Source organism: Chitinophaga polysaccharea (genome assembly GCF_902150045.1).
GTDB classification, from domain to species: domain Bacteria; phylum Bacteroidota; class Bacteroidia; order Chitinophagales; family Chitinophagaceae; genus Chitinophaga; species Chitinophaga polysaccharea_A.
Genome location: NZ_CABFVU010000001.1, coordinates 3,248,683 through 3,275,098 on the forward strand (window position 1 = coordinate 3,248,683; position 26,416 = coordinate 3,275,098).

A 26,416-nucleotide genomic window follows, 5' to 3' on the forward strand; every position below is an offset into this window, starting at 1 on the left:
CTGTGATAATTACGGCATTTTTTTAGCTGTAAGCAGGCTTCGTTCTGTATTAAACATTACCCGATCATGCTCACCCGTTTCTTTGCCCTGTTTTTTATAACTGTTTTCTTTGCAGCAACTGCTTATGCGCAGTACCCGGAGAAAGTGATTTTTGATACAAAAGACAGTACCGGCAATGCTTATCTTGCTGTACAGCCGCTTTCCCACAACATAAAAGGTGTAGTGGTGATCCTGTATAATTTTTACCAGCCGGATAACCTGGTACCGGAAACAAAGTTGCATAATGTGGCCTGTGCCAACAACCTGCTCACCGTTTTCGTTTCCATGAAGGAATACCTGTATGCAGATACTGCTGCCGTAAACCGCATCAGTACTGTGTTGCAGCATATAGCCGGTAAATACAAAGCGGATACATCGAAATTTGTATTGGCCGGGTATGATTATGCCAGTAACATCGCCCTGCGCTATACGGAATTAACCCAACAGTTCCCGGCTGCATATCCCATACATCCTAAAGCTGTTTTTACTGTGAGCGGCCCTGTAGACCTGTTTGGGCTATGGGATTGGTGCCAGCGGGTGATCCGCAAGAAACCGAACGACGGACAGGTAGGAGATGCGGGTTATATTATAGATAAAATGACCCGTGAAATCGGGACGCCTGCTGTAAGGCCTGAACGGTATCGCGCGCTTACGCCTTTTAACAGCCAGGATACTGCAGTTGGCAACGAACGGTACCTGCAACGTATACCTGTGCGCGTGTATTATGATACAGATGTTGCCTGGTTGCTGAAGGAACGCCGCAACAGCCTGTACGATACCTATATACCGGATGCTACGGAACTGGTAAGCCGCCTACTTTTGGCCGGTAACACCGAAGCGGAATTCATTGCTGCACGGCAACCCGGCAGGCGTATCAATGGCTCCCGCTACCCCGAGGCACTTTCTATTGCAGATGAAACCGAATGTATACAATGGATCAAACATACCCTGGATATTTTTGACCCGGTGAACTGGCAACCGCCTTATAAACTGGATAAGCCTAAAGGATGGGGCACCGAACATTTTGAGGTGCCGGTAGATTTTGCGCCGGAGATCCGCTATAAAGGAGTGGAAGATATCCGCTTTGCTCCCGGCTGGGGCGACAGTACCAGCGCGGAGCACTGGTCGTATGCCTTTCTCTGGTGGCTGAAAGACAGGCCGGTAGTAGATGTTCCCACATTAAACAGCTATCTCACCGCTTACTACAATGGCCTTGTAAACCGCAATATTACCAGCCGCCGGATACCTGCGGAAAAGCAGGTACCCACCGTTGTAAGTATCAAAAAAATAAAAACAGCAGCTGGAGATGCGGATACTTACGGAGGCAGCATCCGGATGCTAAATTATATGGTACAGCGCCCTGTGACGCTGCACTGTACCATACATGTAAGAAATTGTGAAGCGCAGCAGCGTACGGCCCTTTTCTTTGAAATCTCCCCGCAGCCTGCCACACATATTATCTGGCAGCAAATGGATACGCTGTGGAGCAGTTTCCGCTGCGATTAATTACTGCCCGTCATCGGTAGGGTAAATATCAAATACGCCGCCTTTCATCAAATCGGTATGTAATAAGCGGGTGGTACTGTATCTTTTACCATTCTTTTTAATGACGCCAATAAACGCCGGCATACGTTTGTTATCCACGTTGATAGTGGTAGTAGTATTAGCGCCGGTATGGATAACAATACGTTCAAACGCGGGAATAGTAATGGCATATTCCGGCGCTACCGGATTCACCGGGTAAAAGCCCATTGCGGCAAACACATACCAGGCGCTGATCTGCCCGGCATCGTCATTGCCGCATAAACCTCCAGGCCCTACGCCGTATTCCATAGCCCTGATTTCACGGGTGCGCGCAATGGTTTTCGTTTGGGCGTTTACGTAGTTATAAAGGAAAGGGATCTGGTGACCCGGCTCATTGCCGTGCCAGTACTGCTGTTGCAGGAAAAGGCTGTCGAGCGCCGCCTCAAACTTTTTGCTGCCGCCGGTTAGTTTTATAAGCCCGGGGATATCATGCGGCACATAAAATCCATACTGCCGCGGTGTGCCCTCTGTAATAAAAAACATTTTCCTGTCCCTGTCGGGATGTTCATACCATTTGCCCGATGCATAGCGGCCATTTACATCACCCAGCTGCGGGTCAAATACATTGGCGTAGTTGCCGGCCCGCTTCTTCAGGGCCGCGTAATCTTTTTGCTGGTGCAGTGCTTTCGCTATGGTGGATAATGCGTAATCGTCGAATGCATATTCCAGTGTGCGGGATACCTGTTCACGGCTGTGAAAGGCATACGGCACATTATCTTCCAAAGGCACATATCCATACTTCAGATAAGAAGATAAAGCCCTGCGGCCCTTACCTTCTTTATAGTCGGCCGTAGCGGCCGTGTCAAAAGCGTTCTGCCGCATCAACCGGTATGCTTCCCTGATATCATAGTTGCGGATCCCTTTGTTATAGGCAGATGCAATAAAAGGAATGGCATGATCGCCGATCATAGCGGCGGTGTAATTGTTCCAGCAGGGGAAAATGGGAAGCCATCCGCCCTGCTGTCCTTTCAGGATCAGTGAACGCACCAGGTCGTTGATCAGTGCGGTGTCCAGTATTTCGTACAGGGGGAGTTGCGCGCGGTAAATATCCCACATGGAAAAATCATCGTAGTAGTTACCGGATGCCAGCTGTTTCACCTGGTACGATTGCGCAAAGGCGGGATAGGTTCCCTTTGCATCGCTGAACAAGCGCGGGTGCTGCATGGTATGATACAATGCAGTATAAAAGATCTTTTTATCTTTTTCTGAAGAACCAGTTACTTCAATTTTGCCCAGTGCTTTATTCCATACATCACTGCCTGTGGCGGTTTGTGCGCTGAAGTCCCAATGATCGATCTCTGCATTTAGATTGTCGCGTGCTGCTTCAATACTGGTGAAAGATGTACCAATGCGGATCCTGATCACGCTGCCTTTATGCACGTTGAATTTCACCGCACTGCCAATGCCCGGCTGGTCCCTGATGCTGTCGGCAGCAAGTATGTTGTTGTCCCGGAATACTTTGGCATCGCTGAAGCCTTCTTCAAACTGCACTACAAAGTAACCGCTGAAACCAGCGGGTTGTCCCTGTCCCTGGTAAATACGGAACGCGGGATTGTAACCGGAGATCTCCTTCCGCTGCCGGTCGATGTACACGGCGCCCTTACCCCGGTCGCTGTTGGGCCGGATGATCATATAGCAGTCATCGTCTTTAGTGAAAGTGAACTGCATCATGCTGCAGCGCGCAGTGGCGGTTACTTCTGCCTTTATGTTATCTCTCCCCAGCAGAACGCTGTAGTAAGCCGGTGTTGCTTTTGCACTGGTGTTTACAAAAGTGCAGGCATAGTCTGAAGGAACGGTTTTAAGCTCCCCGCAAACCGGCATAACGGTCATGCTGCCGTAGTCCTGTGTACAGGAGCCGCTGAGCCAGTGGGTGCCACGAAAACCGGTGAAAAGGGAATCGGTATAGTAAAAGGGCGCTACGCATTTTTGTTCGGTGAGCCGCGTTTGTGGCGTCCATTGGGTCATGCCGAACGGCGTGCCTACCGCAGGAATAGTATTGGCCAGCTGTTCGGTGCCGGCGCCGTGTACCAGGGCTGTGAGTGTGGTGCTTTTGGAAGTGCCGGTAAAAGGATCTACATAAGCCAACAGCTGGCTGGTTTGTGCGAAAGCACTACCCATACCAGCTGTTAAACATAAAAAAGTAAAAACGGTTTTACGTATCATCAATATCCTTTGTTTTGTTTGATCTTATCCCTGTTGATGTCTATCTGGCTTTGCGGCACAGGTATTACCATATTATCGGCAGTAAGATCTGCCACCAACCTGATCTGTGCCTTTTTACTGTTAAGTACCGGGATGGCCCTGCCGGTGCGCACCAGGTCGTACCAGCGATGCCCCTCAAATGCCAGCTCCACGCGTCTTTCATTTTCTATGGCCAGCCGGAACGCTGCCTGGTTAGGCACATCGGTGGCTGTTTTTTCTCCAAGTCCTGCTCTTTTACGGATGCTGTTCAGGTAAGTGAAAGCCTCGCCGCTGGCCTGGTAGCCCACTTCATTGAGAGCCTCCGCATACATCAGCAACACATCTGCATAACGGATCACCGGGAAGTTATTGCCATTATCATTTTTTGTGGCAGGCACATCAAAGTACTTCTTCACAAAATAATAATTTACAGTGGCGCCACTGGCATTTACATAAGAAGTGGCCATAGAAAAGTTCTTTCTTATATCACCGGTTTCATAAGCGCTTTCCATATCGGGAGTGGGCTGGTTGTTGCCATCGCCGCCAAACATGATCACGGCATTGCCGGAGTTTTCAGGAGCAAATGAATTGGGCAGGGGATTGCCTTCCTTCACACCACCGGATTTGTATTGCACATCAAAAACGGATTCTTTATTATTTTTCTTTGCCACATCAAATACATCGGCGTATTTATCCAGTATGGCATAAGCGCCGGAGCTGATCACTTCTTTGAGCTTTGCGGCGGCTTCGGGATATTTATGTTGTGTGAGCAACACCTTTCCCAGCAAGGCTTTGGCTGCGCCGCTGGTTGCCCTGCCTATGTCGGCTCCGGTATAGCTTACCGGCAACACGGCTTCAGCTGCTTTCAGATCGGCTTCTATTTGCGCATACACAGTGGCGGCTGGATCGCGGGTGTATTCATATGCCTGGTCGGCGTTGGTAATTTCGGTAACTACCAGTGGTACATCGCCAAAGGAACGTACCAGGTTAAAGTACACCAGTGCGCGGAGGAACTGTGCTTCAGCGCTGAAGCGTTTCTTCAGCGAATCGTTCATGGCTATGGGTGTAATCCTTGAGAGGATGGTGTTGCTGCGGGAGATGCTTTTGTAGCTATCGTTCCAGCGTGCGGCCACAAACGGGTTGGTGGTTTTGATATAGAACCGGTCAAATTCGTCCTGGTCTGTTACAGAACCGGAAGGCACAGGGAAGTTATTATCGGATGGAATATCGCCGTATATGTATGCGTTGCCAAACACGCCGCCGGACTGCAATGAGCCGTAGTTGGCATTGAGCGCATTTTTGAAATCATCCGCCGTTTTATAAAAGTTTTCGGTAGTGGCGGTAGAAGGAGGGAGCTGCTCAAGAAAGCTCTTTTTGCAGGCAGTGAATGAAACCGCGGCTGCCAGTAGTATGTATATATAATTTGTACGCATGTTTTTAAAATTTTTAGCAAGATCAGAATCCAATATTTACCCCAACCACAAATGTTCTGGCAAGCGGATACCGGCCATAGTCTACGCCGCTGGTTAAAGCGCCTTCATAATTACTTACTTCAGGATTGTAGTTCAGGTAGTTGGTAAAGGTGTACAGGTTTTGTGCGGATAAATAGATCCTGGCTTGTTGTATCCGGATATGCTGCAATAATTTTTCCGGCAGCTGGTAGCCGATGCTTATATTCTGGATGCGGAGGTAGCTGGCATCTTCCACCCAGCGGCTGGAGATAGCATTATTGTTGCCGGTGGTGCGCTGGTTGGCACGTGGAACAATACCATTACCTGGTTTGTCTTCCGATTGCCAGCGGTTCAGCACTGTAGTGAGCTGGTTCTGGCTTCCTTCCACGTTCTCAAAAAAGCGGCGGCTGAGATTCAGTATTTGTCCGCCTTGCTGCCCCTGTATGGCCACCATCAGGTCGAAGTTCTTATAGCGGAAAGTGTTTGTTAAGCCGTAAATAAAATCAGGCTGACTGTTACCTATTATCGTACGGTCATCTGCAGTGATCTTTCCATCTTTATTTACATCTTCAAACTTCACGTCACCCGGCCTGGAAGTGGCATCGTGCGGATATTTGTCAAGGTCGGCCTGGTTCTGGAATATGCCTATCTGTTTGTATCCATAGATATTACCAATCGGTTTGCCGATGATGGTGATATTAGTTTCATTCACTCCTGAATTGCTGCGGATAGGATCTCCTGTAGGGCCCAGCGCTGTTACGGTATTGCGGTTAAAGGAAAGGGCGGCATTGGTGTTCCAGGTAAAAGCGCCGGTGAGGTTGCGGGTGGCAACTGAAAACTCCCAGCCTTTATTTTCCATGGCGCCGATATTTTTAATGGCTGTGCTGAAACCGGTGAGGGTAGGCACATTTACCGCCAGCAACAGGCCGTCGGTATTTCTTTTATAATAGTCGATGCCAATCACGATCCTTTCATGGAATAACCCGATGTCGGCGCCGGCATCAAACTGTTTGCTTTTTTCCCATCCCAGTTGGGAGTTACCTAACGAAGCGGCGCCAAGGCCATTCACCAGTGAGTTGTTGAAGCTGTAGTTATCTGCAGCAAGCGTAGCAAGATATGGATAGTCGCCGGAGAATTGGTTATTGCCTGCCAGTCCATAGCTTACCCGTAACTTGGCATTGGAGATCACCGGTACGTTTTTCATAAACGGTTCTTCCGTAACCACCCATCCCACAGACCCCGCAGGGAATACGCCCCACCTGTTCCGGGTACCGAAGATAGAGGAGCCATCTGCGCGCAGGGATACATTGGCAATATACTTTTCCTTGTAGTTATAGGTGGCACGGCCAAAGTAGGAGGTGGAGGTATTGGCGGTTTTGAACGAATATACACTGCTTGGTAACCCGGCTGCATTCAGCGTAGGCACTACATCGTTGGCATAAGCGGTACCAACGGCCGTGCTCTTCTGGTATTGAAGTTTATATGCTTCCATGCCCACCAGTACATCAAAATTATGAGAACCGGTAGTTTTGCTATAATTGAGGGTCTGGTTAAATAACCAGCTGGTGGTCATATCAGAAGAATCTGCTCCCACTGCCTGTGTAGGCGGCAGCAGCTGGTTCAATGGCAGTCGCGAGGTTTTATAGCTGCTCCTCCTGGTAGAGCCCACGTTGAAATTACCGGTAGCGCGATAAGTGAAATCTTTCCAGTTATAGGATGCGTACACATTGGTAAGCAAATTGGTGGTGATCAGCTCATTCGGATTTTCGGTGATATTGGCTACCGGATTGGTAACGCCGGCCCAGCCATAAGGACCGGCCAGTGCAGCTTGTGAGGAGTAGGCGCTATGATCATCGTTCCAGATAGGCGCCATAGGCACGGAAGATAAAGCCGCATTGATGATGCCGTTGTCAGCCCAGTGCCCATCGCTGTTCACATCATTCTGGATCTTATATACCGGGTTGATGTTGGCGCCCAGCTTGAAGCGCTCAGACACGTTGATGTCTACATTGGCGCGGATAGAGTAGCGGTCCAGTGTTGACCTTTCAATGATACCATCCTGTTTCAGGTAGCCGCCGGTAACCAGGTATTGCGCATTATCGTTGCCACCGCTGGCGGTTACCTGGTAGTTGTTGATCATTCCCTTACGGAAAATCATATCCTGGTAATCGTAGGTAGGCATGGCCGCTACCTTCTGCGGATCATCGAAGTTGAACCAGCTGAACAGGTCGCCGCGGGGATAACGGTACCGCAGGAACGAAGAAGGCCTTACGCTGTTGGGGTCTGATATACTGGCGCCGGGTACATTATCAAGATAGGCGTTGTTGGAAGCTTCTTTGGAGAACTCGGCGAACTGCTGTGAGTTCAGGATATCTATTTTTTTGGACAGTTCCTGGAACCCCGTATATACGTCGGCGTTAAACTTGGTTTTGCCGGATTTACCCCGTTTGGTGGTTACGATCAATACGCCGTTGGAACCTTTGGAACCATAGATAGCGGTGGAAGACGCATCTTTCAGTACATCAATGCTTTGAATATCGGTGCTGTTGAGGTTACTGAAAATACTGGCATCTACAATGTTTCCATCCACCACAATAAGCGGGTTGGTACCTGCTGTGATAGAACCAAAGCCACGTACCTTGATGGCTGGCGTAGCGCCGGGTGCGCCTCCTGTTTGCTGTACCACTACGCCGGGGATTTTTCCCTGCATACCGGTGGCCACATTGGAAATGGGCATGTCGCGCATTTCGGCCATGGGCACAGAGGAGATGGCGGCGGTTACATTCCTTTTCTTCTGGGTACCGTATCCTACTACGATCACGTTATTGAGGGAACGGGTTTCTTCCTTCAGTATAATATTCAGCGGCGTGCTGCTGCCGGCGGCTATTTCCACGGAAGCATACCCTATCATACTGAAAACAATAATGGTTTTTTCATCGGGTACACGGACGGTGAAGTGACCGTTGACATCAGTGATAGTGCCGCCACCACCATTTTTGATGGTAATGGTTACATTGGGCAGCCCGTTGCCTTTTTCATCGGTCACCTTTCCGCTTACAGTGATCACCCGTGCGGATAGCAAAGGGGGATCAGTGCCCCGTTTTTCAGTGATCACGACCGTATTGCCGTTCAGCGACCAGGCAAGATCGGTATTTTCCAGCAGGAGGTTGAGTGTTTGCAATACCGATCTGCGTTCTGCCGGCATAGTAATGTTATCATAGGGAGAGAGCTGGGAGGCCACATAAGCAAATTTAAAAGCGCTTTGTTGCTGGATCTGCCGGATCCCTTCCCTGAGTGATTGCCGTTTCAGGTTCACGGTAACGTCCACTTCTTCCAATCGCTGCGCTTTGCCGGGAGCAGCAATCAGCATATTGATGCTGAAAAGAAAAGCAGAGGCGAGTAAGCAACTTAATTTCATATAATACGCAAACGTTCGCTTTGGGAAAAGGCGTAGCCTTCCCCTGATAAGAAATTTCATACCTTTGGGTAGTTTTTAAATGTTTACCTAAATGTTTAAAACAACCGGCTATACTAACTCGTCCTTAGTATAGCCTTTTTTAAAATCGTTTATCCAGCCAGATAGTACTGTCCTGTCCTTTTTCCCACTGAGCATGCGTTAGCTCACAGATCACGTCCAGCGCCTGTTTCATGGGATCGTTGATAAAATTTCCGGTGAATTTTTTGGTCCGCAGGGATTCATCCCTGAACCGGATATCAATGCCATAATATTTGTTGATCAGTGGAATGGCTGCTTCAAAGGAAACGTCTTCAAATACCGGCTCATCTTTTTTCCAGACCAGTACTTCTTTCATATTGGCTTTGGTGACCAGCGGCGCAATGGCGGCTTTATCAAGTATCAGCTGATCTCCTGGCAGCAGCTCGGCCAGTATGGCTTTATCGTCCTTCTGTACCTGTACCTTTCCGGTGGTAACGGTAACGGCTATAGGAGAATTATCTCCTGCCGCCCTGATATTGAAGGAAGTGCCCAGCACACGGGTTACAATAGCGCCGGTATGCACCAGGAACGGCTTGTTCTTATCCGGCGCTACGTTAAAGAAAGCTTCCCCTCTCAGGTATACTTCCCGGCTGCGGCCTTCAAAAGCAAGGGGATAGTCCAGCTGGCTGTTTTCATTCAGCGTAACCACGCTGCCATCGGGAAGATTGATCACTTTATTGGAGGTATGCTGTGCTGCAGGCAGCGCAGCGGTAACAACTGGGGTGGGCTTTGAAACCGGCAGCAGCCACCAGGCGCTGAAAACAGCCACTATCACCGCAGCAGCTATGGTCATTCTTTTGTAGAGCGGGTTACGCTTTACCGTCATCACTTTGAGCATATCAATTTCGCCTTCCCACATCTTCCCCTGCAGGCGTGTGTATAATTGCTCCCACATAGGCTCCTGCGCCTGCTCCGGCGTGCGTTCCCAGAGCGCCGCCAGTTCCTGCGATACCAGGTCGTTTTCCGACAGTTCCCCCATCAGTGCCCAGAATTCTTCCAGCTCCGGCGGAGTACATTCGCCGGACAGGTATTTTCGCAGTAATAGTTTTAGTCTTAACGGATTAGACGACATATGTCAGTTATATAACTGCTATGACGACAAAAAGAAGGGGGTAGTACTAATCAGTCCAAAAATAAATCTGACAACAGCAATAAGTACACAAAATGGGTAATATGGTTATTCAGCAGGTACTGCTTAATAATTTTCAGGCTGTCGGAGATGGTGTTTTTAACGGTATTACGGGAAAGGTTCAGCTCAGTGGCTATTTCTTCATGGGTCATCCCTTTTTCCCGGCTGAGGGTGATCATTAGGCGGCGCTGGGGCGATAACTGCTTATACGCATTGTTCAGGATCTCCCGGCATTCGTTGTTCAGCAGGCTGTAATCGGCGCTTTGCTCCTGGTGGGCTTCCATTTGCTCCTGTACCAGCTTTTGTAAACGGGCATTCCTGGCCGCCAGTTTAAAGAAGTCCATGGCTTTATTGTAGGCCACTTTGTACAGGAAAGCATCCATATGCTGGATATTGGTGATCAGCTCCCTGCCTGTCCATAGTTTCAGGAATACATCAATGACAATTTCCTCCGCCACCTCCCTTGATTTGGTGATAGTGATCAGGTAATGATAGAGCTTCTTCCGGTGTTGTTCAAAAAGTTGTTTAAAGGCAGCTTCATCTCCTGCCGCGATTTTGGCCAGCAATTCATTTTCATTATACATGGAATTCTCTCTTAGTTGATATCAGGAACCTAGTCAGACAAATATATTTTTTTTCCGGAGAATATTTTTTTAAAATCTCCGGGAGATGCAAGAGGCTCTATGGCACATCAATAAAATCGATGCGCGGCGGCTGGCCAACAAAGGGAATCCGCTTAATTTGCAGCCAAAGAACGATCACAATATGACGGCACCAATAAAACTACTGGCTATCTGCGGAAGCACCCGGCAATCCTCTTCCAATCATCATCTTATCAGGGCCATCACGGAGCTGTCGGCAGGTATATTTGCAGTGCAGCAGCTGGAAACCCTCACTGATATACCACACTTTAACCCCGACCTGGATATGGATCCCGGCGCTGCGCCAGCCCCGGTGCAGCATTTCCGTGCTCTGTTGGCGGCAGCAGACGCAGTGCTGATATGCACGCCTGAATATGCCATTGGTGTGCCTGGGACACTTAAAAACGCTATCGACTGGATGGTATCTTCCATGCACTTCTCGCAAAAACCGGTAGCGCTGATCACAGCAGGCACCTCCGGGTACAAGGCACACCAGTCGCTGCTGGGCACCCTGCTGATCATAGAATCAAAGATCGCTGCAGATGCGCAGCTTGTAATTCCATCCGTAAAAACAAAAGTAAGCAGCAACGGCCTTATTACCGACGAGTTAACGGAAACGCAGGTACGAAAACTCATCCGTGCCCTCGCCGGCGTAGCCGCAGGAAAAGATACTGACCTATTGCCGGCGCCGTTGCTGTTCTGATCTTAGCGGATTTTGTCTGACTGAGGATCATCATAATCCTGAGTCTGACAAAATCCGCATCGCCGAAGGCGATTATCTTACGCTGTACTTCACGTCTTCAGTAACGCCTTTCCAGTTGTCGGTGCGGAAGGGCGCAGCCGGGAAACCTTCTTTGTTAAAGAGATTGTCTTCCAGGTTATCATCTGCCCAGCCATAGCGGACAGCGACAGGGCTGCTTACCTCGTCTGCATATACTATCACTTTGTTGCCGTCGGTAAAGGCTTTGGCGTAGTGGAATTGTTTATCGGCGCCCGCTACTTCAAATCCGCGGATGTAACCGTACTTGTCTTTCACCACCAGGCCGCTGCCGGTGCTGGTAAAGCTGAGGGTTACTTTGTTGCCGTTCACCTGCATCGACTGGTACACGGGGCCGCTGAAAACGTTATCCTGTCCGTAGGTTTGATGTAAGGCTACTGCTGCCAGCCGTTTCCCCACATCCTGTTTATTTTTCGGGTGAATGTCTTTAGGCTCGCCAACGTCTGTGATCACCGCCATGCCGGTATTGGGCAACTGCAGGGTAAGGGTTTGCGCTTCCCTCAGTTCGGCCCATTTGCTGCCTTTCTGGCTGTTGCCGTTATTGGAGTTGAAGCTGGCCAATTGCACAAAGTAAAAGGGAAAATCGCCCTGCTTCCACAAGCGGCGCCAGTCGCTGATCATCAGCGGGAAAGCTTTGCGGTACTGGTAGGCGCGGTCGGCATTGCTTTCTCCCTGGTACCAGATAGCGCCTTTAATGGCAAAAGGCAGTACAGGGTTGATCATGGCATTGAACAGCAAAGAAGGGTAGCTGTTAGGTCCCACGCTGGCGCCCGGAGTAATTGCCTTCTCCACACGGAAAGCCCAATCGCCTGCAAGGGATTGTTTCTGACCGGCAGTCTGCAGAAATACGCTTTCTGCATCTCCATAAAACCCGCCGCCACCGGCATTATCGTCTATTTTTACAGCAATTACATTGTTACCGGCCTTTAAAATACCGGCAGGAATATGATAGGTGCGTAAGGCATCGTAGCCTTTGGTGCTGCCTACCTGTGTGCCGTTGATATAGGTAACGTCGTTATCATCAATTGTGCCCAGGCTCAGCTCTGCAGGTTTACCGGCATCAGCTTCGGCCACCTGGAAGTTTTTGCGGAACCATACAATGCCGTCAAAATCGGGTAGCTGTTGCTGCTCCCATAAGGTGGGCACTTTCATCTTTTTCCAGGACTGGTCATCAGTACCGGGTGCCGGCCAGGTAGCTACCGCAGCGGCATCGGGGAGGCTGCCCTGCAGCGATTGGATAATCTGTTGCTGCCTGTTTCTGGAGGCAACAGCCGCAGAGTCGAGGTTCAACGTGGGAAGCCCCTGCATCATATCGCGGAAGTCGTCGCTGCCGGCCAGTCCTTCCCGACTGATCCATGTTTCCACGATGGTACCTCCCCAGGAAGTATGTATCAGGCCAATAGGCACATGCAACTGCTCGTTCAGTGCTTTGGCAAAGAAATAGCCCACCGCGGTGAAATCGCCCGTATTTTCCGGTGCAGCCGGCAGCCAGGCGCTTTGTTTTACATCTTCTTTAGGAGTGGCCGAGATATCTTTCGGTAAATAAAAATGCCGGATGGCAGGGTTGGCGGATCGCGCTATTTCCTTACCGGCGTTGGTAACGCCGTTCACATGGAACTCCATATTGGATTGCCCGCTGCAGATCCATACATCACCCATAAGAATATCCTTCAAACTGATATTGTTCCTGCCTTTTACAGTAAGGGTATAAGGGCCGCCTGCTTTTTCAGGCTGCAGGAATACTTTCCACCGGCCATCCTTACCGGCCTTTATGGTTTTCACCTGCTGGTTGAACTGTATGGTCACTTTTTCGTTCTTATCGGCCCAGCCCCATACCGGGATCGGTTTATCGCGCTGTAACACCATGTTATCGCCGAAAACATTGGGTAAACGAACATCGGCAAAGCTGAAAGAGCTTATCATCGTTGCCGCCAGGAATAAAACTGTTTTTTTCATAATAGTGGTATTGTGTATGGGGATGCCCCGGTTGAATCATGTGCGCATAAATGTAATGAACGCAGGCAGTATTTTATAATTTTTGGCATAGGAATTATATAAAACATAGCATGAATTGTATAACAGGCCTGCTTTTTTTACATCGTAATTTTACATCATCAACAGGAAAGACATTATCAGTATTTAAAAACAACAAACATGAAAAAGATATTACTGGCAGGCATCGTATGGGTAGCCGCATTTACGCAACCCGGAATGGCACAGGGTAAAACCGTTTCCCCGCAACTCTCTCCCTTGCTTTCTTTATATTACAATATTAAAGACGCACTGACCGGTGGTAATGCAGGCGCGGCTGCAGTCAAAGCAGATGAGTTTGTAAAGGCCGCTGCCGGCGTTGATATGTCGTCCATGCCGCCTGCTGTTCACGATGCCTACATGCCGCTGGCAGCAAAGCTGCAGTCCGATGCCAAAGCCATCGCTGAAGCAAAAGACATCAGCAAACAACGGGAACATTTCAAAACACTTTCTGATAACCTGTACCTGCTGGCCAAAGCAGTACCGCTTTCTGCCCGGCCGGTGTACCAGGAGTACTGTCCCATGAAAAAAGCTTACTGGCTAAGTAATAGCAATGCAATTAAAAACCCTTACTACGGCAGCCAGATGATGACCTGTGGTAAAGTAAGCGATACCATTCAGTAGTTTTTAACCGTTAGTATGAAAACAGTATTCCTGTATATAACATTGATGAGCCTGTGCAGTATGGTTGTTGCACAGGCTTCTTTAAATACCGCTCCCAGGGTAGTGCGCTATGATCTGTATGTAAGTGATACCGTGGTGCATTACTCCGGCAAAATGAGCCACGGGCTCGCTATTAACGGCACTATCCCCGGGCCCACCCTCCATTTTACAGAAGGCGACACGGCAGAGATCTATGTACACAACATCCTGAAGGAAGAAACCTCCATCCACTGGCATGGCCTTATTTTACCCAACCAGTACGATGGTGTGTCCTATCTTACCACAAGACCGGTGAAAGCCGGTGAAACGCACCTGTACCGTTTTCCCGTTGTACAGCATGGTACCTACTGGTACCATAGTCATACCATGTTCCAGGAACAAAGCGGTATGTACGGCGCCATTGTTTTTCATGAACGTAAGCCTGATAACGGTAAGGAATATACGTTGTTGCTGAGCGACTGGACAGATATGCACCCACATACGGTGAACAGGTACCTGCATAATGCAAACGACTGGTTCGCCATCAAAAAAGGATCAGTACAGAGCTATGCGGAAGCCATACAGCATAGGCATTTCAAAACAAAGGTGACCAATGAATGGAAACGCATGAATGCCATGGATGTGAGCGATGTATATTACGAGCGCTTCCTGTCAAACGGTAAAGAAACAGATGAACAACCACAGTTTAAAGCCGGTGATAAAGTAAGACTGAGGATCATCAACGGCAGCTCCTCCACTTATTTCTGGCTGAACTATGCCGGTGGAAAACTCACCGTGGTAGCCAACGATGGCGCCGATGTGGAACCCGTGGAAGTAGACCGGCTCCTGGTAGGCGTATCGGAAACCTATGATGTAATCGTGACCATCCCGGATAATATGCAGTATGAATTTCTTGCCACCGCGGAAGACCGTACCCGCTCTACTTCCCTGTGGCTGGGACAGGGTATGAAGATGCCGGCAAAGCGGTTGCCGCGATTGAAATATTTTGAGGGAATGAAGATGATGAACGATATGATGAAGATGAATGGAAACCTCGATACCAGCACCGGTATGCAGATGAGCAACCAGGTAATGGATATGAATACTGTAATGTATCCTGAAATTACCGGCAGCGATAAGCCCATAGACCACAGTGGTCATGATATGCATAATATGCAGATGGACAGCACCGCCGGCGATATTGTAACGCTGAACTATGGTATGCTGCGGGCGCCGGAGAAAACAACGCTGCCGGAGGGCCCGGTTAAACTGCTGCATTTTGAACTAACCGGGAACATGAACCGTTATGTATGGAGCATCAACAATAAAGTGGTGTCCGAAACGGATAAGATCTTAATAAAGAAAGGAGAAATTGTACGGATCGTGTTGTTCAACAACACTATGATGCGGCATCCCATGCACCTGCACGGGCATTTTTTCCGGGTGCTGAACGGGCAAGGCGAATATTCACCGCTGAAAACGGTATTGGATATTATGCCGATGGAGGTAGACACGATTGAGTTTGCTGCTACAGAAAGCGGCGACTGGTTCTTCCACTGTCACATTCTTTATCATATGATGAGCGGCATGGGACGGGTATTCAGTTATGAAAAGTCACCGCCCAACCCGGAAGTGCCCGACCCGGTAAAAGCTTATCGCATGCTGAAGAAAGACGACCGCATGTTATATCCTATGGCGCGCGTAGGACTGGAAAGTACCGGCAGCGATGGCGAGATTATTGTAGCGAATAGCCGTTACCGTTTGTCTACCGATTGGCGCGTAGGATTGAACGACCGTCATGGCTACGAGAGTGAAAGCCACTTCGGGCGATACCTTGGTAAGAATCAGTGGTTGTTCCCCTACATCGGCTGGGATGTGCGTTACCGCAAAATGGATGAACCGGAGAAGAACATCTTTGGGCAGAAGAATACAAAAGACTTCAGGCAGGTGTTGCACATAGGCGTGGAATATACTTTACCCATGCTGATTGTAGCAGATGCCTCACTGGATACCGATGGTAAGGTACGCGTACAGTTAACCAGGGAAGATGTGCCTGTTACTAGGAGGCTGCGTTTTGGCTTTATGCTCAATACAGATAAAGAATATATGGCAGGGTTCCGGTACATTGTTACAAGGAATTTTTCCTTCTCCACGCATTACGACAGCGATATGGGGCTGGGGGCCGGTATTACGTTAAGCTACTAAAATATAGAATTATGGAACATCAGCACCACACCATGAAACCAGCGCACGACCATGCAGCGATGCAGCACGGCGGACATCATGATCATCATGCCATGATGATCGCCGATTTCAGGAAACGTTTTTATGTGGTGCTGGTGCTAACAGTGCCGGTAATGCTGCTCTCTCAAATGATCCGGCACTGGCTGGGTATTACTTTTACTTTTTCCGGAGATGCCTGGGTATTGCTGGGATTATCGTCTGTTATATTTCTTTATGGAGGATGGCCTTTCCTGAAAGGCTGGTGGGAAGAAATGAAGGGGCGGGATCCCGGTATGATGACGCTGATAGGTTTTGCCATTACCGTGGCATATATCTACAGCGTGGCTACTGTATTGGGTTTGCCTGGTATGGATTTTTTCTGGGAGCTGGCCACCCTGATCCTCATTATGCTGCTGGGGCACTGGATTGAGATGAAGTCGGTGATGGGCGCTTCGCGCGAACTGGAGCTGCTGGTACAGCTGATGCCCGATGAAGCGCACCTGGTACATGGGGATCATGTGATGGATGTAAAAACAGCATCCCTGAAAGCCGGGGATGTGATCCTGGTAAAGCCGGGTGAAAAAGTGGCGGCAGACGGCACCATTGAAGAGGGAAGTACTTCGCTGAATGAAAGTATGCTCACCGGCGAATCAAAACCTGTACAAAAACAACGCAACGATAAAGTAATTGCCGGTTCCATTAATGGCAACGGCGCTATAAAGGTAAGCGTGACGCATGGCGCCGCGGATTCCTATCTTTCGCAGGTAGTAAAACTGGTACGGGATGCCCAGCAATCCAAATCAAAAACGCAGCTGCTGGCCAACAAAGCAGCGCGCTGGCTAACGGTGATTGCCATTTTAGCTGGTATCGCCACTTTTTTATACTGGTGGTTAAGCGGGCGGGAGTTATCGTTTGCCATTGAGCGGATGGTAACGGTGATCGTGATCTGTTGTCCGCATGCGCTGGGCCTGGCGGTACCGCTGGTGATTGCCCGGTCTACCGCCCTGTCTGCGCGGCATGGGTTGCTGATAAAGAACCGGACCGATTTTGAGAATGCCAGGAAGATCACCACTCTTGTTTTTGATAAGACAGGCACCCTCACCGTGGGCCGTTTTGAAGTGGCGCGGTTTGAATCATTGCAGCCTGGTATTTCGGGAGAAGAAGTACTGGGTATGGCTGCCGCACTCGAAGGAAGCTCGGAGCATCCTATTGCTGCCGGTATTACCGCTAAGGCAAAAGAGATGCAGCTTACACTGCCGGCCGCAGAAAATATCACCGCACTTACCGGTAAAGGAATTACCGGCCGTATTGCGGGGAAGGAAGTACAGGTGGTAAGCCCGGGTTATGTGGCGGAGCAATTTAAAGATGCTGCCACTGCTACTATTGAGGCGGGGGAAACCCTGGTGTACGTGGTACGGGATAATGCCGTGGCAGGCTTTATTGCGCTGGCAGACCAGGTAAGGCCGGAATCGGCCGGCGCTGTTGCCACCTTAAAGGAAAACGGGATTAAAACAGTGCTGCTTACCGGCGATAACAAAGTAGTGGCAGCAGGGGTGAGTAAAGCGCTTGGAATGGACAGCTATATTGCCGAAGTGCTGCCTCACCAGAAGCTGGATAAGATTAAGGAACTGCAGCAGCAGGGTGAATTTGTTGCCATGACCGGCGACGGTATCAACGATGCCCCGGCGCTGGCCCAGGCAAACGTAGGTATTGCCATCGGCAGCGGGAGCGATGTGGCGGCAGAAACGGCCGGGATCGTACTGGTAAACAGTAACCCGCAGGACGTGGTAAACCTGATCCTTTTCGGCAAGGCCACTTTCCGGAAAATGATCCAGAACCTGGCCTGGGCAACAGGCTATAATATAGTGGCGCTGCCCCTGGCGGCAGGCGTGTTATATAAGGAAGGAATCGTGCTGAGCCCCGCTGCAGGCGCGGTATTAATGACAGTGAGCACCGTAGTGGTAGCAATTAATGCCAGTCTTCTGAAAGTGAAGGACCCGCAGATGTAAATAATCCGTAAATTGCAGTACATTTATGCATGTGATATACTGATTTACAACTGTATTGATTTGTCGGCTATCCCGGGAATGCCCCTCAAAATATAACCATATGAACATCCGTCAGCTTTTTCACCACGTTGTGAACACCGGAACCTTCCGCCAGGAGGAATCACTGGCAAAGGTGACCAGGATGGTCAATATTTTTTCTGTAATTACCACCTCCCTTTGTCTTTTATTTGGCATACTTTGTTATGCAGGCACCGGGAAAACGGATCTTTTGATCCCCGCCTGGACAGAAGCCGGTCTTTTCCTCGGCGTATTGCTCCTGAATGCTGCAAATAAGCCTGTTTTAGCCAGTATTTCCTTCGTGGCGATCAACAATATCGCCATTGTTTATTTCAGCGCCATATTGGGCATGCTAACAGAAGTGCACCTGTTGTTCCTGTTCCTGCTGGGCGCATCGCTCATGATCTTCAGAACCCGCGCCCTGGTAACGGCCAGCATTGTGGTGGCTGTATTGTCTGTAATTGCCTGCGAGATCAATTATTATTATACATTTATTACTCCCATGGCCATGAGCCATAACCAGCAATTCATTATCCGCTGGATCACGCTTCCGGCCATCCTCCTGCTGGATGTGGCTACTATCTTCCTGTATGTAAGAAAACTGAAAACGCTTAATATAAAGCTGACAAAAGCTACCGACGAAAAAACAATTTTTGTAAGGGAAACCAGCCACGAGATCCGTAACCCGCTGAATGCGATTTACGGGATCAGCCAGGACCTGATGATGAAGGTGCATAAGGAAGACCGTTACAACGATATCCGCCCGGAAATAGAGCACCTGTATTCCGCTACGCACAATGTTTTACAGATCATCAACAATGTACTGGCCATCTCAAAAATAGAAGACGGGGCAGCACATGCCATCCATCCGGAAGCATTTAATATCCGGGAGCTTATTTCAGATAAGATCATTGTATACCAGTATATCGCTGATCTGCGGGGAGTGAAGATCAGGGCAGATATCCCCGAAGATATGCCGCTTTATATCCTGGCCGATAAAGGCAAGCTGACACAGGTGCTGAACAACCTGTTGTTTAACGCGATCAAGTTCACCCGCACCAACAGTGTGATTTCGATAGATGTTTTACATGAAGGAGCGCAGTGGCAGTTTGTGGTAAAAGACCAGGGAAACGGTATTGCTGCGGCCGACCTGCTTACATTATTCACGCCGTTTAAAGCGGGAAAGAGTGAATTTGAAGGAACCGGTCTTGGTTTGCCGATCACGAAGAAATATGTGGAGATGATGGGCGGAAAGATCTCCGTGACCAGTTTGCCAGGTGAAGGCTCCGCCTTCATTGTACGGTTGCCGCTGGCCGTGGCCCAGGCGCCGGCACAGGCGCAGGGAGGCTGGATGGAGCTTACGCTGCACAAAGGACAGAAAAGCCTGGTGATCGATGATAATGAGATGAGCCAGCTGGTATTATCCAATTTTCTGCGCAGGCTTGGCTTTGCCACGGTAGTGGCAGGAAGCGGGGCTGAAGGTATTAACAAAGCAATGGATGAAAAACCGGATCTTATTTTCATAGATAGTTATATGCCGGGACTTAGCGGAAAAGACACCCTTCAGCAGCTCCGTGATATACCTGCTTTGAAAAATATTCCGGTGATCGCCGTATCCGGCGATGCCTTCCAGGAATCGATCGATGATATGCTGGGCGCTGGCGCCAGGGAATATATCTCTAAACCTATTGATTTGAAATTGTTGAACAGCACCGTGAACAAAGTATTGCTACGGTAGTTACGCATACACATACTGATACCGTGTTGTGTCTATGCCACTCCAGTCGATGTTGCCTTTCATCATTTGTCCCAGTGTTAAGATATACTGTTCCAGTACCGGTTTTACAGCGGCAGCGCATACAGCGATGAGTACATCGGCAGTATTGTTAAATAAGGCCACCTCCGAGTTGTGGATTTTTACAGCCTGTTCTACCGCCTGCTCCAGTGTGAGTTGCTGATGGTGTTTCAGGAGCATCACGAGGTTGAGCTCATCGCCCAGTTCTGATTCTTTTGAAAAGGAGTAGAGGTCGTTGGCCCAGCAAATGGTGCGGCTGCAGTAAAGGCCCAGGCTTTTTACCTGCGGATGTACGCGCAGGTCTGCCGGCAGGTGAATGGCATCCATCAGCGTAGCCAGCTCCAGGAAAAAGTTGGCGCCACCGATCTGCGGACGAAAGCGCATGTAATCTTTCAGGGAAATATTATGCGCCTTGTTCACATGCTGCATACGCCATAAATTAGCGGTAAAGGCATCTTTCAGGCTGCGGGCAAAACGGGCCTGCCAGGCGCGGGTACTGATCCGGCGCATCCGTTGCCAGATATCGCTCATGGCTGCCAGCAGCGGTCCGCCAGTTTCCAGGGTGAAGGTTTTGCCTGCCTGCAGGATCTGCATCATCTGATAGGCCATGCGCTCAAACCCGGTGTTGAATTCATTGGGTGCCAGCGCATCCAGGTGGTCATCCCAAAGGAATAGCAGCGTGTTAAAATCGCTTGCAACGCATAAGGAGAAAAGCGGCGCATCCGGGAACATCCTGGCCACCATCCAGGTGAACTTCTGATCGTGATAGGCATTCCAGGTGCTTTCGTTTGTTGCAAGATTAAAAGCATGGACCCATGAAGTGGTATGCGCATCGGCTTCATGTACCAGCGGATGCAAACGCCGGGGATAAGGACAGTAAAGTTCCAGGCCGGAATTGGTTGTAATCATGACAAATTGTATTTTAGAGTGAATAGATAAAAGCTGACGGCTGACCAGTGGTTTTCGATTGTATACAAATTTATCAAACAGTTTCACTGTTACGAACAAATAACCAGTTCAGCCATTATAGTTAGGAGCAGATCATCAACCGTTTATTTTAAATCAACCATTCTCAGTAAGTGAACAAATCGCACGCAATTCAGTCGGTCATAGCATAAATATTATCAACCTTTAAACTCACCTGTATGTGGACATGTTTACATTCCTGCAAGCGCGGAATACTTTCTTTATACCTGGTCCTATGTTGCGCTTTAGCAAGCTTCGCACAAAACATTAAAGTCACCGGAACTATTACTTCCACAAAAAAGGAAGCCGTACCGGGCGTTTCTGTACTTCTGAAAGGTACTACAACAGGCAGCGTATCAGATGCGGCGGGAAATTATTCCATCAATGCGCCGGCCAACGGAGTGCTGATCTTTAATGCCATAGGTTACCTGCGACAGGAAATTCCCATCAACAACCAAACCGCCATTAATGTAACCGTGGTGGAAGACAACAAACAACTGGGAGAAGTAGTGGTAACCGCATTAGGTATCACCAAAGCCAAAAAAAGCCTGGGATTTGCCGCCACCGAAATCAAAGGCGCCGACCTGGCCATCACCAACGAAGTGAACCCGGTGAACGCCCTGCAGGGAAAAGTAGCAGGGGTACAGATAGACCAGGGCGCCGGTGGCCTTTTCGGTAGCACCAAAATAGTGATCCGCGGTAACTCTACGCTGAGGAATAACAACCAGCCCATTTTCGTGATCGATGGCGTGATCATGGATAACGGTACGTTCAATGGTACGGGGCGCGACTTTGGTAACGACCTGAAAAACCTGAACATGGAAGACTTTGAAAGCGTGACCGTGCTCAAAGGCTCATCAGCCGCCGCCCTGTATGGTTCCCGCGCTATCAACGGGGTTATTCTCATCACTACAAAAAAAGGACATGAAAGAAAAGGTTTAGGCATTAACGTTAGCCAGACGTTTAATGTATTTGACCCTTACTCCGGCCCCGATTTTCAGAACGAATACGGCGGCGGTACTGTAGGCGGCTTCTTTACCGATATCCGCGATCCCAACTATAAACCCAATGAGCAATGGAGAACAAAAGTGTTCCCCACCGACCCGGCTACCGGCAAGCCATATATCGACCGGCAGATCGGGCGCGAACTGGAAAACTGGGGGCCGCGCTTTGCAGGGCAGGATGTGATCAACTACGACGGTACCCCCACAAAGTATGTTGCGCAACCCAACAACTTTCTCGATGCCTTTCAAACCGGTCATGGATCGGCTACCAATATATCGCTGGATGGAGGTAACGACCGCTCCACTTTCCGCGTGTCTTACACCCGCGATCAGAGCGAAGGCATCGTTGCCAAAAACAACCTGCTCAAAAACAGCGTAGAAGCGCGTGTAACCCATGTGATCAATAAGTTCCTGAGTGCCGACGTGAGCGCCAACTATACTTATTTCTCCGGAAGGAACCCGCCACGCCTCGGCGGCCTCGATGCCTTTGCTTCCTATAACTTTGGTAAACTGTTCACCTGGTTGTTGCCCCGTAACTACGACACCAGGTACTGGATGCAAAAAGAACATTATACCAGTGCATTCGGCGGTACGCCCAATCCGGCGGATCCCAATGAAACCAATAAGGCGCCCGAGTCACGGTTCTGGTTCAACCTGTTTGAAAATGATTATTTACAGAATGAACAAACCATCCGCGGCCGGCTTGCCATTACCGCAAAACTTACCCCCTGGGCCAACCTGGTACTGGAAGGTAACGTGAATAACCTGTACACCAGGAATGAAAACAAGGAACTGGGACAGGGACAAAACTTTACAGGCGGCTTGTATGGCCTGGGACATACCAGTAAAGAAAGCTACTTCTTTAAATGGATGGCTACCGTGAATAAGACCCTTACCAAAGACCTGGACCTCAGCGGTTACATAGGCGGTGAAACACAACGTTTCCAAACCACCTATAACTACAGCGAAACGGTAGGAGGGCTCAGTTATCCAGGCAACTACTTCCTGGCCAATTCCGTTGAAAAGCCCAAAGCGGAAGGCGGGCTGAAAAGCAAAAAAGCATTTAATTCCGTTTATGCCAGCGTGGACCTGGCCTGGAAGAACCAGCTGTTTGTACAGGGTACTTTCCGTGGCGACTGGTCCTCTGCGCTTACCTATACCAATGGCACCGGTAACTTCTTTTACCAGTACCCGGCCGTTAGTGTTTCCTGGCTGTTTTCCGAAACATTTAAACTGCCCGCATGGATCACCTTTGGTAAGTTAAGAGGTAACATAGCCGGATTGGGTAATGATACCGAGCCATTCACCATCAACCCGGGCTTTGCCTTTAACGGGTATACTTCTTCCGGCGGGCTGGATCTTCCTATTTCCACCTACAGCCGCTATCCTGATCCGCTTACCGGTAAATTTATCGGGCTGGCACCCGATCTGAAGCCTGAAAGAAAAGTAGCCAAAGAGCTGGGTATAGAAATGCGTTTCCTGAAAAGTCGTATAGGCTTCGACGTATCCGTTTACCAGGATAATACCAAAAACCAGATCCTGGATATAGGCACCCCGCCGGAATCCGGCCTGGAAGGCATTATCATCAATGCCGGTAATATCCAGAACAGGGGATTGGAAATAATGGTAGATGGAACACCGGTGAAATCCAGAAACTTTGAATGGAATACCAGTGTCAATTACTCGCTTAACAGGAACCTGATCAAATCCTTATATCCCGGCCGTACCGAGTACGATCTGAAAGCCAATGTAGGAGAGATCAGCACCTGGGCTATTGTAGGAAAATCCTACGGTACCCTTCGCACTACCATCCATTCAAAAGCTTACCAGGCCACTGATGCCAATGGTAACCCGATAGATGATCCCAACAATGGCAAGCCTGAACTGGCCTGGCGCTCCGATGCCCGCGCCGGTTTCCCCGCCCGCAGTAATACCCTGCAGGATGTAGGGGATATCAATGCGAAGTTCCGCGCAGGATGGAGCAATACTTTCCGGTTTAAGAATATTTCGCTGAACGTGTTACTGGATGGTAAATTTGGCGGCGACTTTGTATTGCTCACCTACCGTTATGGCACGCATACCGGCGTATTTCCCAATACCCTGCAGGGCAGGGATGCGGATCATGGCGGTATCACCTGGACCAGCAAGTACGATCAGCAAACTTACGATGATGGCCTTATTCCCGATGGCGTATTTGCCAAAGGACAGATGGTGACCCTGCCCGGTGGGCAACAGGTAAATGTTGGCGGCATGACCTACCAGCAGGCTTATGAAAAAGGACTGGTAGAACCTACCCATGCGCCGCAGTTTTATTACCGCTATGGTTCTTCTTCCACCGGTGTGGCCGATTACTGGATCAAGAAGAATTCATGGATTTCTTTGAGACAGGTGTCTTTAGCATACCAGTTTTCACCGGCACTCTGTAAGAAACTGATGTTGAACAATCTCAGCGTGGCGATTGTAGGCCGCGACCTGTTATACCTGTACAATTCACTGCCTTATAATTACAATCCTGCTTCCAACAACTCCAATAATACGGCGTTCTCCGGGGAAGAAGGATTTCTGCCAATGGTTCGCTCCATTGCAGGTACCATCAGGGTTGGCTTCTAAGGAAAAATAAATTGTACAAAACAAAAAATCAAGATCATGAAAAATACATTGCATCAATATATAAGAACCGGCCTGTTACTCGCGCTGCTGGGATCGGGCTCCTGCTCTAAAAATTTCGGAGATATCAATACCAATCCAAGCCTGGTGTCGAAGCCGGATGTAAAGTTCCTGCTCAGCTATTCGGAAGATAAGATCATTACCTACCAGGGCACAGAATGGGTATGGGAAAGCATGGAGCAGCTGATGCGCTTTACACAGCATGTTACCTCCAGTCCGTACGAAATTACCAACAACGTTAATACGCGTTACAATAATTACTATCTCCAGATCTTACCTAATTTGTTCGAGATCAGGAGGCAGGTAGATGGAATGCCCAATAAAGACCAGTACCAGAAGATCGCCATGGTCACCTATGTATTACAGGTGCTTCACGGTTTGAAGGTAACGGATATGAACGGCTCTATTCCTTATTCAGAGGCCATTGAAGGGCGTTACCAGTCGAAATACGGGCCCGTATACGATGAGCAGCCAACGCTGATGAATAACTGGCTTTCCCAGCTGGATGCCGCCATTAAAGTGCTCTCTGATAATTCGCTTCCTGCACAGGTGAGTTACGGGCAATCGGATATTTTTTACCAGAGCGACTGGATTAAATGGGTAAAGCTGGCTAATACGCTTAAACTTCGTATAGCCGCCAGGTTAGAGAATGCTGATAAGGCAAAATGCCAGGCTGTTTTCCAGGAAGTGATGAAAGATGCTACCGGTCCTATTAATGACGATGCATCACAGGTAAAATATCTTAACAGCACTTATACGCCATTTGGTAATGGCGGGGATATAGACTACCGTAGCCGCCGTTATGCCACCACTTCCATTATGGCGTTCATGAAAAAGAGCGCAGACCCGCGTTTGCCGGTGTACTTCGAAAAGAACGGCCTGGTGGGCAGTTATAAGGATTCTCTGGCGAAGTATAATGTTACATTGCCGGCTTTCATTGATCCCAATGATCCGCTGATCATGTACCAGGGAGGCCCGGCCGACTGGACCACTAATCCTACCGTAGCTGCTTATATCGGGAATGGATTTATTGTTAGCCAGTACACCAAATACAATTTAATTTCTCCCATAAACCGACGTTTCTTTTCTCCTAAGCTGAACCAGGCTACCGGCAACTTCCTGGATGTACCCGTTACTTACGCGGAAACCTGTTTTTATATAGCAGAGTTTATCCAGAAAGGATATGCAGGTGGCGTGGATACCAGGGGAACAGCGGAAGACTGGTATAAAAAAGGTATCGCATCTTCTATTCAAACCATGAATGCCATTGCCGTAGCAGCGGGTTCCACAACAGCTTATACGGGTACGGGGCAGGCAGAAATAGAAGCTTATCAGAATAATGTGCAGGTGAAATTCAACGGCGTTAATAACCTGGAAAGGATTTATATACAGGCTTTCCTGAGCATGTACCGCCAGGCTAATGAGGCATACGTGTTTTGCCGTCGCACAGGGTATCCTAAAACCGGGTCCGCCTATTACGGCAGGGAAACTTTTAATGAGCTGATTCCGCGCCGGTTCTGGCTCACAGATCCTGGGGAGGTAAACAGGACCAACTGGAATGCGGCTATGCAGCAGCAGGGCTTTACGCCTAATGCGCAGGATTTGCCGACGCTCAGTTCGCAAAGGATCTGGTATGATAAAGCCGCACCGGATTTTGGAAAGGGATTGTAATTCCCGGTTATTTATCTGCGGTCAGCTACTCCGTTTTGGGGTAGCTGACCGT

At 49.2% G+C, this 26,416-nt stretch carries 15 protein-coding genes; 8 read left to right on the forward strand and 7 right to left on the reverse strand.

Annotated features, from left to right (window positions below; all coding sequences use genetic code 11):
- Nucleotides 1-66: 66 nt before the first annotated feature.
- Nucleotides 67-1,545: a hypothetical protein gene (locus FN124_RS13340; protein WP_142685201.1), complete on the forward strand. Its 1,479-nt coding sequence runs from the start codon at nucleotides 67-69 to the stop codon at nucleotides 1,543-1,545.
- Here FN124_RS13340 and FN124_RS13345 read toward each other — a convergent pair whose 3' ends face one another.
- The 5 genes from FN124_RS13345 to FN124_RS13365 form a co-directional block, all read right to left on the reverse strand.
- Nucleotides 1,546-3,786, reverse strand: a complete 2,241-nt coding sequence (locus FN124_RS13345) for a GH92 family glycosyl hydrolase (protein ID WP_142685202.1) — start codon at nucleotides 3,784-3,786, stop codon at nucleotides 1,546-1,548.
- Complete coding sequence (locus FN124_RS13350) at nucleotides 3,786-5,237, reverse strand: RagB/SusD family nutrient uptake outer membrane protein (protein ID WP_142685203.1); 1,452 nt, start codon at nucleotides 5,235-5,237, stop codon at nucleotides 3,786-3,788. The genes FN124_RS13345 and FN124_RS13350 overlap by 1 nt, the downstream gene beginning before the upstream one ends.
- A gap of 22 nt (nucleotides 5,238-5,259) precedes the next feature.
- On the reverse strand, nucleotides 5,260-8,673 hold the full coding sequence (locus FN124_RS13355; protein ID WP_142685204.1) for a SusC/RagA family TonB-linked outer membrane protein: 3,414 nt from the start codon (nucleotides 8,671-8,673) through the stop codon (nucleotides 5,260-5,262).
- A gap of 139 nt (nucleotides 8,674-8,812) precedes the next feature.
- Nucleotides 8,813-9,823 (reverse strand): FecR family protein, encoded by a 1,011-nt coding sequence (locus tag FN124_RS13360; protein WP_142685205.1) that lies wholly within the window; start codon nucleotides 9,821-9,823, stop codon nucleotides 8,813-8,815.
- 50 nt (nucleotides 9,824-9,873) lie between these two features.
- Nucleotides 9,874-10,464: an RNA polymerase sigma factor gene (locus FN124_RS13365; RefSeq protein WP_142685206.1), complete on the reverse strand. Its 591-nt coding sequence runs from the start codon at nucleotides 10,462-10,464 to the stop codon at nucleotides 9,874-9,876.
- An 85-nt stretch (nucleotides 10,465-10,549) separates the two neighbouring features.
- On the opposite strand from FN124_RS13365, the gene FN124_RS13370 reads away from it, so the two are divergent.
- A complete protein-coding gene (locus tag FN124_RS13370) occupies nucleotides 10,550-11,224 on the forward strand; it encodes an NADPH-dependent FMN reductase (protein ID WP_221887770.1) in 675 nt (224 codons plus the stop codon).
- A 72-nt stretch (nucleotides 11,225-11,296) separates the two neighbouring features.
- Here FN124_RS13370 and FN124_RS13375 read toward each other — a convergent pair whose 3' ends face one another.
- Nucleotides 11,297-13,255 carry a sialate O-acetylesterase gene (locus FN124_RS13375; protein ID WP_142685207.1) on the reverse strand — a complete coding sequence of 653 codons (1,959 nt, stop codon included), beginning with the start codon at nucleotides 13,253-13,255 and terminating at the stop codon, nucleotides 11,297-11,299.
- 198 nt (nucleotides 13,256-13,453) lie between these two features.
- Here FN124_RS13375 and FN124_RS13380 point away from each other — a divergent pair, with 198 nt between their 5' ends.
- The 4 genes from FN124_RS13380 to FN124_RS13395 all read left to right on the forward strand — a co-directional run bounded on the left by FN124_RS13380 (nucleotide 13,454) and on the right by FN124_RS13395 (nucleotide 19,999).
- Nucleotides 13,454-13,954: a DUF3347 domain-containing protein gene (locus FN124_RS13380; RefSeq protein WP_142685208.1), complete on the forward strand. Its 501-nt coding sequence runs from the start codon at nucleotides 13,454-13,456 to the stop codon at nucleotides 13,952-13,954.
- Nucleotides 13,955-13,969: 15 nt separating this feature from the next.
- A complete protein-coding gene (locus tag FN124_RS13385) occupies nucleotides 13,970-16,177 on the forward strand; it encodes a multicopper oxidase domain-containing protein (RefSeq protein ID WP_142685209.1) in 2,208 nt (735 codons plus the stop codon).
- 11 nt (nucleotides 16,178-16,188) lie between these two features.
- On the forward strand, nucleotides 16,189-18,204 hold the full coding sequence (locus FN124_RS13390; protein WP_142685210.1) for a copper-translocating P-type ATPase: 2,016 nt from the start codon (nucleotides 16,189-16,191) through the stop codon (nucleotides 18,202-18,204).
- Nucleotides 18,205-18,304: 100 nt separating this feature from the next.
- On the forward strand, nucleotides 18,305-19,999 hold the full coding sequence (locus FN124_RS13395; protein WP_142685211.1) for an ATP-binding response regulator: 1,695 nt from the start codon (nucleotides 18,305-18,307) through the stop codon (nucleotides 19,997-19,999).
- Here the strand turns inward: FN124_RS13395 and FN124_RS13400 are convergent, their stop codons facing one another.
- Entirely contained in the window at nucleotides 20,000-20,965 is a 966-nt protein-coding gene (locus tag FN124_RS13400) for a terpene synthase family protein (RefSeq protein WP_142685212.1), read from the reverse strand.
- A gap of 236 nt (nucleotides 20,966-21,201) precedes the next feature.
- On the opposite strand from FN124_RS13400, the gene FN124_RS13405 reads away from it, so the two are divergent.
- Nucleotides 21,202-24,636: a SusC/RagA family TonB-linked outer membrane protein gene (locus FN124_RS13405; RefSeq protein ID WP_142685213.1), complete on the forward strand. Its 3,435-nt coding sequence runs from the start codon at nucleotides 21,202-21,204 to the stop codon at nucleotides 24,634-24,636.
- Between the two features lie 36 nt (nucleotides 24,637-24,672).
- Nucleotides 24,673-26,364 carry a SusD/RagB family nutrient-binding outer membrane lipoprotein gene (locus tag FN124_RS13410; RefSeq protein WP_142685214.1) on the forward strand — a complete coding sequence of 564 codons (1,692 nt, stop codon included), beginning with the start codon at nucleotides 24,673-24,675 and terminating at the stop codon, nucleotides 26,362-26,364.
- Nucleotides 26,365-26,416 lie beyond the last annotated feature (52 nt).

Bases quoted from the DNA above. Each gene is read 5' to 3' on its own strand.
- FN124_RS13340 (WP_142685201.1), top strand. From the start codon at position 67: ATGCTCACCCGTTTCTTTGCCCTGTTTTTTATAACTGTTTTCTTTGCA.
- FN124_RS13345 (WP_142685202.1), bottom strand. From the start codon at position 3,786: ATGATACGTAAAACCGTTTTTACTTTTTTATGTTTAACAGCTGGTATG.
- FN124_RS13350 (WP_142685203.1), bottom strand. From the start codon at position 5,237: ATGCGTACAAATTATATATACATACTACTGGCAGCCGCGGTTTCATTC.
- FN124_RS13355 (WP_142685204.1), bottom strand. From the start codon at position 8,673: ATGAAATTAAGTTGCTTACTCGCCTCTGCTTTTCTTTTCAGCATCAAT.
- FN124_RS13360 (WP_142685205.1), bottom strand. From the start codon at position 9,823: ATGTCGTCTAATCCGTTAAGACTAAAACTATTACTGCGAAAATACCTG.
- FN124_RS13365 (WP_142685206.1), bottom strand. From the start codon at position 10,464: ATGTATAATGAAAATGAATTGCTGGCCAAAATCGCGGCAGGAGATGAA.
- FN124_RS13370 (WP_221887770.1), top strand. From the start codon at position 10,550: ATGCAAGAGGCTCTATGGCACATCAATAAAATCGATGCGCGGCGGCTG.
- FN124_RS13375 (WP_142685207.1), bottom strand. From the start codon at position 13,255: ATGAAAAAAACAGTTTTATTCCTGGCGGCAACGATGATAAGCTCTTTC.
- FN124_RS13380 (WP_142685208.1), top strand. From the start codon at position 13,454: ATGAAAAAGATATTACTGGCAGGCATCGTATGGGTAGCCGCATTTACG.
- FN124_RS13385 (WP_142685209.1), top strand. From the start codon at position 13,970: ATGAAAACAGTATTCCTGTATATAACATTGATGAGCCTGTGCAGTATG.
- FN124_RS13390 (WP_142685210.1), top strand. From the start codon at position 16,189: ATGGAACATCAGCACCACACCATGAAACCAGCGCACGACCATGCAGCG.
- FN124_RS13395 (WP_142685211.1), top strand. From the start codon at position 18,305: ATGAACATCCGTCAGCTTTTTCACCACGTTGTGAACACCGGAACCTTC.
- FN124_RS13400 (WP_142685212.1), bottom strand. From the start codon at position 20,965: ATGATTACAACCAATTCCGGCCTGGAACTTTACTGTCCTTATCCCCGG.
- FN124_RS13405 (WP_142685213.1), top strand. From the start codon at position 21,202: ATGTGGACATGTTTACATTCCTGCAAGCGCGGAATACTTTCTTTATAC.
- FN124_RS13410 (WP_142685214.1), top strand. From the start codon at position 24,673: ATGAAAAATACATTGCATCAATATATAAGAACCGGCCTGTTACTCGCG.